This window comes from Succinivibrio sp., from assembly GCF_045124615.1.
Lineage (GTDB): Bacteria > Pseudomonadota > Gammaproteobacteria > Enterobacterales > Succinivibrionaceae > Succinivibrio > Succinivibrio faecicola.
On record NZ_JBGVMC010000069.1, the window covers coordinates 1 to 7,236 of the forward strand.

At 38.6% G+C, this 7,236-nt stretch carries 9 protein-coding genes; 1 reads left to right on the forward strand and 8 read right to left on the reverse strand.

The features are described 5' to 3' along the window. Window positions 1-268: 268 nt before the first annotated feature. The 3 genes from tsaE to ACJML3_RS01835 are packed head-to-tail and all read right to left on the reverse strand — an operon-like array spanning window position 269 to window position 2,737. Window positions 269-766: a tRNA (adenosine(37)-N6)-threonylcarbamoyltransferase complex ATPase subunit type 1 TsaE gene (gene tsaE, locus ACJML3_RS01825; protein WP_406020115.1), complete on the reverse strand. Its 498-nt coding sequence runs from the start codon at window positions 764-766 to the stop codon at window positions 269-271. After that, on the reverse strand, window positions 753-2,294 hold the full coding sequence (locus tag ACJML3_RS01830) for an NAD(P)H-hydrate dehydratase (RefSeq protein WP_406020117.1): 1,542 nt from the start codon (window positions 2,292-2,294) through the stop codon (window positions 753-755). The genes tsaE and ACJML3_RS01830 overlap by 14 nt, the downstream gene beginning before the upstream one ends. Window positions 2,295-2,296: 2 nt before the next feature. Then, window positions 2,297-2,737 (reverse strand): hypothetical protein, encoded by a 441-nt coding sequence (locus ACJML3_RS01835; protein ID WP_406020119.1) that lies wholly within the window; start codon window positions 2,735-2,737, stop codon window positions 2,297-2,299. A gap of 212 nt (window positions 2,738-2,949) precedes the next feature. Between ACJML3_RS01835 and ppgK the strand changes: the two genes are divergently transcribed. Beyond that, on the forward strand, window positions 2,950-3,693 hold the full coding sequence (gene ppgK, locus ACJML3_RS01840) for a polyphosphate--glucose phosphotransferase (RefSeq protein ID WP_406020120.1): 744 nt from the start codon (window positions 2,950-2,952) through the stop codon (window positions 3,691-3,693). A 58-nt stretch (window positions 3,694-3,751) separates the two neighbouring features. Here ppgK and ACJML3_RS01845 read toward each other — a convergent pair whose 3' ends face one another. From ACJML3_RS01845 to rpsK, 5 genes are all read right to left on the reverse strand, one after another. After that, entirely contained in the window at window positions 3,752-4,777 is a 1,026-nt protein-coding gene (locus ACJML3_RS01845; RefSeq protein WP_406020122.1) for a DNA-directed RNA polymerase subunit alpha, read from the reverse strand. Between the two features lie 76 nt (window positions 4,778-4,853). Next, the gene (gene rplQ, locus ACJML3_RS01850; protein WP_406020124.1) at window positions 4,854-5,246 is read right to left on the reverse strand and encodes a 50S ribosomal protein L17; all 393 of its coding nucleotides are present in this window, start codon (window positions 5,244-5,246) and stop codon (window positions 4,854-4,856) included. 25 nt (window positions 5,247-5,271) lie between these two features. Continuing rightward, window positions 5,272-6,261 (reverse strand): DNA-directed RNA polymerase subunit alpha, encoded by a 990-nt coding sequence (locus tag ACJML3_RS01855; RefSeq protein WP_406020126.1) that lies wholly within the window; start codon window positions 6,259-6,261, stop codon window positions 5,272-5,274. A gap of 47 nt (window positions 6,262-6,308) precedes the next feature. After that, on the reverse strand, window positions 6,309-6,932 hold the full coding sequence (rpsD, locus tag ACJML3_RS01860) for a 30S ribosomal protein S4 (RefSeq protein WP_219937217.1): 624 nt from the start codon (window positions 6,930-6,932) through the stop codon (window positions 6,309-6,311). Between the two features lie 28 nt (window positions 6,933-6,960). Then, the coding region (rpsK, locus tag ACJML3_RS01865; RefSeq protein WP_406020128.1) for a 30S ribosomal protein S11 at window positions 6,961-7,236 on the reverse strand (276 nt) is incomplete at its 5' end.

Below are 7,236 nucleotides of genomic sequence, written 5' to 3' on the forward strand. Positions count from 1 at the left end.
TGCCAAACTCTTTACACAAGATACAGGTGATATATCTACTTTGGATGGAGCCAAAGAGCCATTATCAACATTTCTTATTCTGATGATAAAAACATCCCCACTCTTAGATAAGCTGTATGAGTAGTTAGGATTATCTTTCAAATCTATAACCACTCTGCTTTTCTGAGTATTGTGATATGCTCTAAGTGATTTAATCTGTTGTGCATTCGATGAAAAAGCAAACAGACAATTTGTTATTACAAAAAAAACTGAAAATAACTTTATTAGCTTAAACACGTTTGTTGAACTTTTCTGATAAATTATTTAGTTGTTCTTCCTTTAATAGTTCTGATTTTATCACAACCTCTCTGTGCTTATCCTTATATGATAAATTTACTATTACATCAGGCTCTGGTAACAGTCCCTGTGCTTTATCGGGCCATTCAATCAGGCAGATACCTGTTTTTGAAAAATAGTCTCTTATGCCCATGTACTCTAACTCTTCAGGATCAAGCAGTCGATATAAATCAAAATGATAGATAGAAAAATCAGAAAAATCATATGGCTCTACAAGAGTGTAGGTAGGAGATCTGACCACACCATCATATGAACACTCAGTAATAAATCCTCTTGAGAAGGTTGTTTTACCAGCTCCAAGATCACCTTCAAGATTTACACTTATGCATTTTTTCAACTGTTTTGCCAATGGGACAAGGATTTTTGACATCTGTTTTCCAAATTCAACAGTATCTTCTTCACCTGCTAACAAAAAATTACAACTTGCCATTTATCAATCCCTGAATATTAGATAATAAATCCATTGGCAGTGTGCCAATAATACCATGTTCCCTTGCATACAGAGTTGCAGCTTTTCCGTGAATGCATGCTGCCGTAGCACTTGCATCCTTTAGTGATAACCCCTGACCTAACAGTGAAACTATTATACCCGTTAATAGATCACCTGAACCACCTGTTGCAAGAGCAGGAGAACCTTCTCTGATTATACTAAAACTCTGACCGTCACATATAATAGTTCCAGCTCCCTTTAAAAGAACCACTCCACCATATTTCTGCCAGAGTTTATATGCTCCTGCAAGTCTATCCTGACTTAAGTCATCTATAGAACATCCTAAAAGTCTTGCAGCTTCTCCTAAATGAGGTGTTATTACCCTGTTTTCGTTATAGTAATTCTGTTCAAATGTAGAAAGTGCATTCAATGCATCAGCATCATAGACAACAGGTGTATCTTCAAGATTTGATATATAATCTAGAATTTTATAAGTTCTCTCACTTACTCCAAGTCCCGGACCTACAGCTATTACATCAGCCCATTTTATAGCCCTAACAAGCTCTTCTTCATTGTTCAGATCTACACTCATTAGTTCTGGTCTATTTGCAAGCATTGGAGAGATATTTGTATCATCCAAAGCAACCTTTGCAAGGCCAGCTCCAGCTCTTAGAGCTGCACTTGCGCAGATAATAGCAGCACCGCCCATACCTTTAGCACCTGCTATTATCAGTACCTTTCCAGAATCACCTTTGTTGAATGATTTATATCTTACAGGAAGATTACATTTAACCCCCTCGTAGCTTATATTCTGTATAGGTAAAGAATATTTTGTTAAGTCCTTATCTATTACAGATGCATAATCTTGAGGATTTACACCTAAAGATGAGAAAAGTATTTTACCTGTATAATCAACGGCATCGCCAGTTAACAGACCAGGCTTTAAAGCGAGCATGCAAACTGTTATATCAGCTCTGATACATGCTCCTGGAACATATCCTGTATCAGCTACCACACCAGAAGGAATATCCACAGAAAATACATAAGAATGCAATTGATTGATGTACATTATCCATTTTGCATATACACCTGCAGGAGCACTTTCTATTCCTGTACCTAAGAGTGCATCAACTATAACAGATGGAGCTGTGTATTCAACTATGCCATCATTTGGCAACAGACCTTTGTTCGGAAGGTCGTACTCAATATGACCACCGGCTTTCAAATAGTTTTCAAATGCAATTTCAGCCTCTGTCTGTGGATGAGGATTATCTACGGCAAATACCCTATGGGATACTCCACTTTCCAAAAGCATTTTTGCCAATACATAACCGTCACCACCATTATTTCCTTTTCCGCAGAAGATCCATACGTCTTTTGCACTTGGAGCATATTCTGCAATAGCTTCATAAACTGATTTACCAGCTTTTAACATTAAATCATAGCAATCTGAGTTGTGCACTGATGCGTAAGCCTTTTCAATAAGTTTTACTTCATCTGCAGGATATACATCTATAGGAAAAGCCATTTTTATGCTCCTTGTGCACGTTGTGCTAGAGATATGTCATTAAGTTCTATACCATTTGAAGCTAACAGAACCAGATCTTCTGCTAGATTCTCCTGATCCACGCTATCGAATGGTATTTCATCTTCATCCATTTGTACAAAACCTAAAGGATCTGCTTTCATGTTCTTTGTTATTTCTGCAAATTTATAAGAATCGATTACTTTAACTTTTGTGCCCATGTATTTCATTGAAAATCTTTCAGTATCATCTGTCAGCAGAGGCTCTGAATGATCGTCATCAAAAAGTCTAGGAACATTTACAAATCTTCTTCTAATCTCAATTTCATCGCTTATAAGAATATTTTCAAACAGAATATCTGTAAGCTGAACTGTCTTTATTGAAAAATCAGTCTGAGTTAAAAGATAACCATAGTCAGAATATGATATGCAGAATATTTTGGACATTGAATTACCAATATGTGATTTACCTAATGTAATTTTAAGAAAATATCTATTCAAATCAAGAAGATTGAGTCAATCTGAAGATATATAGAAATTATTAATTGTTTATTTTGTGTGCATGTTAGTATTTTTACGAATTTTATGGTTTTGCGGTAGATAATAAAGGAAAGTTTTGCATATACTTAAAGAACAAACTTTAATATAAGGAATTGTCTATGGATATATTAGGCGTTGATATTGGTGGCAGTGGTATCAAAGGTGCTATCGTAGATACCATCACAGGTGAACTTAAATCTGAAAGAATTCGTATTCAGACACCTCAACCTGCTACACCTGAAGCTGTTGCAAAAACACTCAAAGAATTAGTTGATAAGATTGGTTACAAAGGTCCTGTAGGTTGCGGTTTCCCTGCAAGAATTATTAATGGAGAGGTTCTTACTGCAGCAAATATTGATTCTAGCTGGATCAATATTAAAGTAGAAGAATTATTCTCAAAAACTTTAGGCACTGACGTATTTGTTGCTAATGATGCAGACGTTGCAGGCTTAGCAGAATTATCTTTTGGTGCAGTAAAAGACTATAAAGGACCAGTTCTTTTCTTAACCATCGGTACTGGTATTGGTTCAGCATTATTCATTAATGGTCAAATGTATCCAAACACCGAATTTGGTCACTTAAAGTTTAAAGGTGATATCGCTGAACATTATTGTGCTGACTCTGTTAGAGAAAAAGAAGATCTAAGCTTCAAAGAATGGGGCGAGAGATTAAACAAATTCCTCGAGTATATTTCATTTTTAACACAGCCTGACTTCATTGTTTTAGGTGGCGGTGTTTCAAAGAAATTTGAAAAATATGAATCAAAACTGACTCTCAAGACAAAGGTGGTTCCTGCAAAGACATTAAATCTTGCCGGTATTATCGGTGCTGCTTGCTACGCAAAGACAAAACTTGAAAAATAGAATCGGTTGGAAATAGATACTAAAAAGGGCTGAAACTTCAGCCCTTAATTTTTAGTAATTAGAATGACTCTAACTCTGCAGGTGGCCAGTTCTCAAGGCGCATACCTAAAGTTAAGCCACGCTCAGCAAGAACGTCCTTAATTTCAGTTAATGACTTCTTACCAAGATTTGGTGTCTTTAATAATTCAACTTCAGTCTTCTGAACAAGATCACCAATATACTTAATACCTTCAGTCTTCAAGCAGTTAGCTGAACGAACAGTTAACTCTAAGTCTTCAACTGGGCTGATTAACTTAGGATCAATTGATGGCTTGAATGTAGCATCCTCAGTAGGAGCAACTGAATTTCTGATATCAACAAATGAACCTAACTGATCAGCAAAGATTGTTGCACCAATACTTACTGCTGTCTCTGGGTCAATAGTACCATTTGTTTCAATATTTAAAATTAAGTTTTCCTGCTTGTCTGCAACTTTACATGTAGCATTTGAGTTATCTGCGTCTGTCTCAGCCTTCTCAGTGAAAATAGCTACATTTAAAACTGGGCAATATGATGCATCAATTAAAAGACGTCCGATAAACTTGTCTGATGATGAATCAGCATCTGGACGATATACTGAAGGAACATATCCTCTACCGCGAGATACATGTAAAGACATGTTCAGCTCTTTGTTCTCGTCGGTTAAATTACAGATGAGCTGATCAGGATTTCTGATTTCAAATCCATGAGGGCAGACAATGTCACCTGCAGTAACAGGACCTACACCCTTCTTATTGATGTGTAGAACAGGATCTTCAATTGAAGAACCTACTGAAGCAACTGCAACTTCCTTCAGGTTTAATAAGATGAGGAGAACATCCTCTTGAATACCTTCTACTGCACTGTATTCATGCACTACACCATCAATTTCAACAGCGGTGATGGCATATCCAGGAATAGAGGACAGCATAATACGACGAAGAGCTGTACCAACTATCTGAGCATAATTAGGCTCAAATGGTCCAAGAACTACTCGGCTTACATTTTTCTCAAGCTCAGTAATTTCAATAATGTTTGGCTTGATAGAATCGATGATCTGATCCAAGGTTTCACCCTCGTTTTGTACAGTAAATAGCAAAAAAAATTCGGTAATGGGCGCTTACACGCCCATTTGATTCGTATTATTCAGCTTTTGAATCTGAAGATTCATTAGCTTCTGGACGGTCAGTTAACATGATATAAGCAACTGGTGCCTTATCAGTTGAACGTAAACCAGCCTTTAAAATACGAGTGTAACCACCCTTACGGTCAGCAGATAACTTGCCGATAACGTTGAATAACTTAGCAACAACAGCCTCGTCGTTTAAACGAGAATATGCTAAGCGACGGTTAGCAACAGTATCTACCTTAGCTAAGGTGATTAAAGGCTCAACAAAGCGACGAAGTTCCTTAGCCTTTGGCAAAGTGGTCTTGATAACTTCGAAGGTGATTAAAGCCTTTGCTAAATTGCGGTATAAAGCAGCACGATGTGCAGCTGTACGACCTAAATGACGGCCACTTGTACGATGACGCATTTTTAATTCCTTCTAAAACAGTTAGTTATTTGGTACCTTTGATACTTGCAGGTGGCCAGTTTGCCACACGCATACCTAAAGATAAGCCCTTCTGAGCAAGAACATCCTTAATTTCGTTTAAAGACTTCTTACCTAAATTAGGTGTCTTTAGAAGCTCTACTTCAGTTCTCTGTACCAAATCGCCGATGTAAATGATTGACTCCGCCTTTAAGCAGTTTGCAGAACGCACAGTTAACTCTAAATCGTCAACTAACTGCATTAAAACAGGATCTGGCATAGGAGGAGCTACAGGAGCACTTACATGCTCGCTAATCTCATCCTTATCAACAATATTAACAATACTGTCGCAGATTAAATTTGATGCATTCATTAAAGCAACTTCAGGAGCAATAGTTCCATCAGTTTCTAAATCAATTACTAATCTGTCTAAATCAGTACGCTGCTCAACACGTGCAGATTCAACCTCATACACATATCTGCGTACTGGACAGTAGTTTGCATCAATTAAGATGACATCTTCAGACTCTGCAGGAACGTGCAGATCGGAAGTTGCCATAACATAGCCCTGTCCAGAAGTAATACGGAGTTTCATAGACAACGAAGCCTTCGCGCCCTTGAGGGTGCATATACGGGCTTCAGGGTCAACAAAAGAAATATTCTCAGGACAAACGATGTCAGAAGCGTGAACTTCACCTTCTCCACGTCTATCAATTGTCAACCAAACAGGCTCTTTTAAAGGTTCCTTTGTTGAAACTGCAAGTGATTTTAAATTCATAACCACATCAAACAGTGACTCAACAAGATCTTCCTTTGAGCTGTTAACATCCTTTACGCCCGCAATCTGGAATGCATCAACTGCAGAACCAGAAAGGGTCTTTAGTAAAATTCCGCTTAAGGCGACGCCAAGAGTATAGCCGAAACCACGCTCTAAAGGCTCAAGCACTAAATGTGCATGATTAGCACTGATTTCAGTATAGTCAACTGGCTTTGGCTTTAGCAGTTCAACAACAGACACTAGAGATACCCCACAATTTAAAAGCGGTGCTGGCAATGTTGCCGTTATTACTTAGAATACAATTCGACGATGAGCTGTTCCTTAATATCTGCAGGAAGCTCAGAACGTTCTGGATTGTTCTTATAAGTACCCTTCATATGATCGTGATCAACTTCGATCCAGGTTGGCTTAGTACCGCGCTTACCTGATAAATCGATAGCTGCCTTGATACGTAGCTGCTTCTTAGCTTTTTCACGAACAGCAATCACATCTGAAGGCTGAACCTGATAAGAAGGAATATTAACAACGCGATCGTTAACAGTGATAGCCTTGTGGCTAACAAGCTGACGAGCTTCCATACGAGTTGAACCGAAACCCATACGGTAAACAACGTTGTCAAGACGAGCCTCAAGAAGCTGTAACAGGTTTTCACCGGTGTTACCATTCATTCTTGATGCTTTCTTATAGTAGTTACTGAACTGACGCTCTAGAACACCGTAAATACGACGAACCTTCTGCTTCTCACGTAACTGCATGCCGTAATCTGAAAGGCGTGGCTGATTTGCACCATGCTGACCAGGTGCAGTGTTTAATTTGCACTTGGTGTCAATTGCACGAACGCCAGACTTTAAGAATAAGTCAACACCCTCACGGCGGCTTAATTTCAGGGCTGGACCTGTATATTTTGCCATTTATCTTTCTCCAGAATTTGAACTTAGGTTATACGCGACGCTTCTTAGGAGGGCGACAACCATTATGAGGGATTGGGGTAACATCAGTGATGTTAGTGATCTTGTAACCCTGAGCATTTAATGCACGGATTGAAGACTCACGGCCAGGACCTGGACCCTTAACTAAAACCTCTAAGTTCTTAACACCAAATTCCTTAGCTGCTTCACCAGCACGCTCTGCAGCGATCTGAGCTGCATAAGGTGTTGACTTACGTGAACCACGGAAACCTGAACCACCAGCGGTTGCCCATGAAAGAACATTACC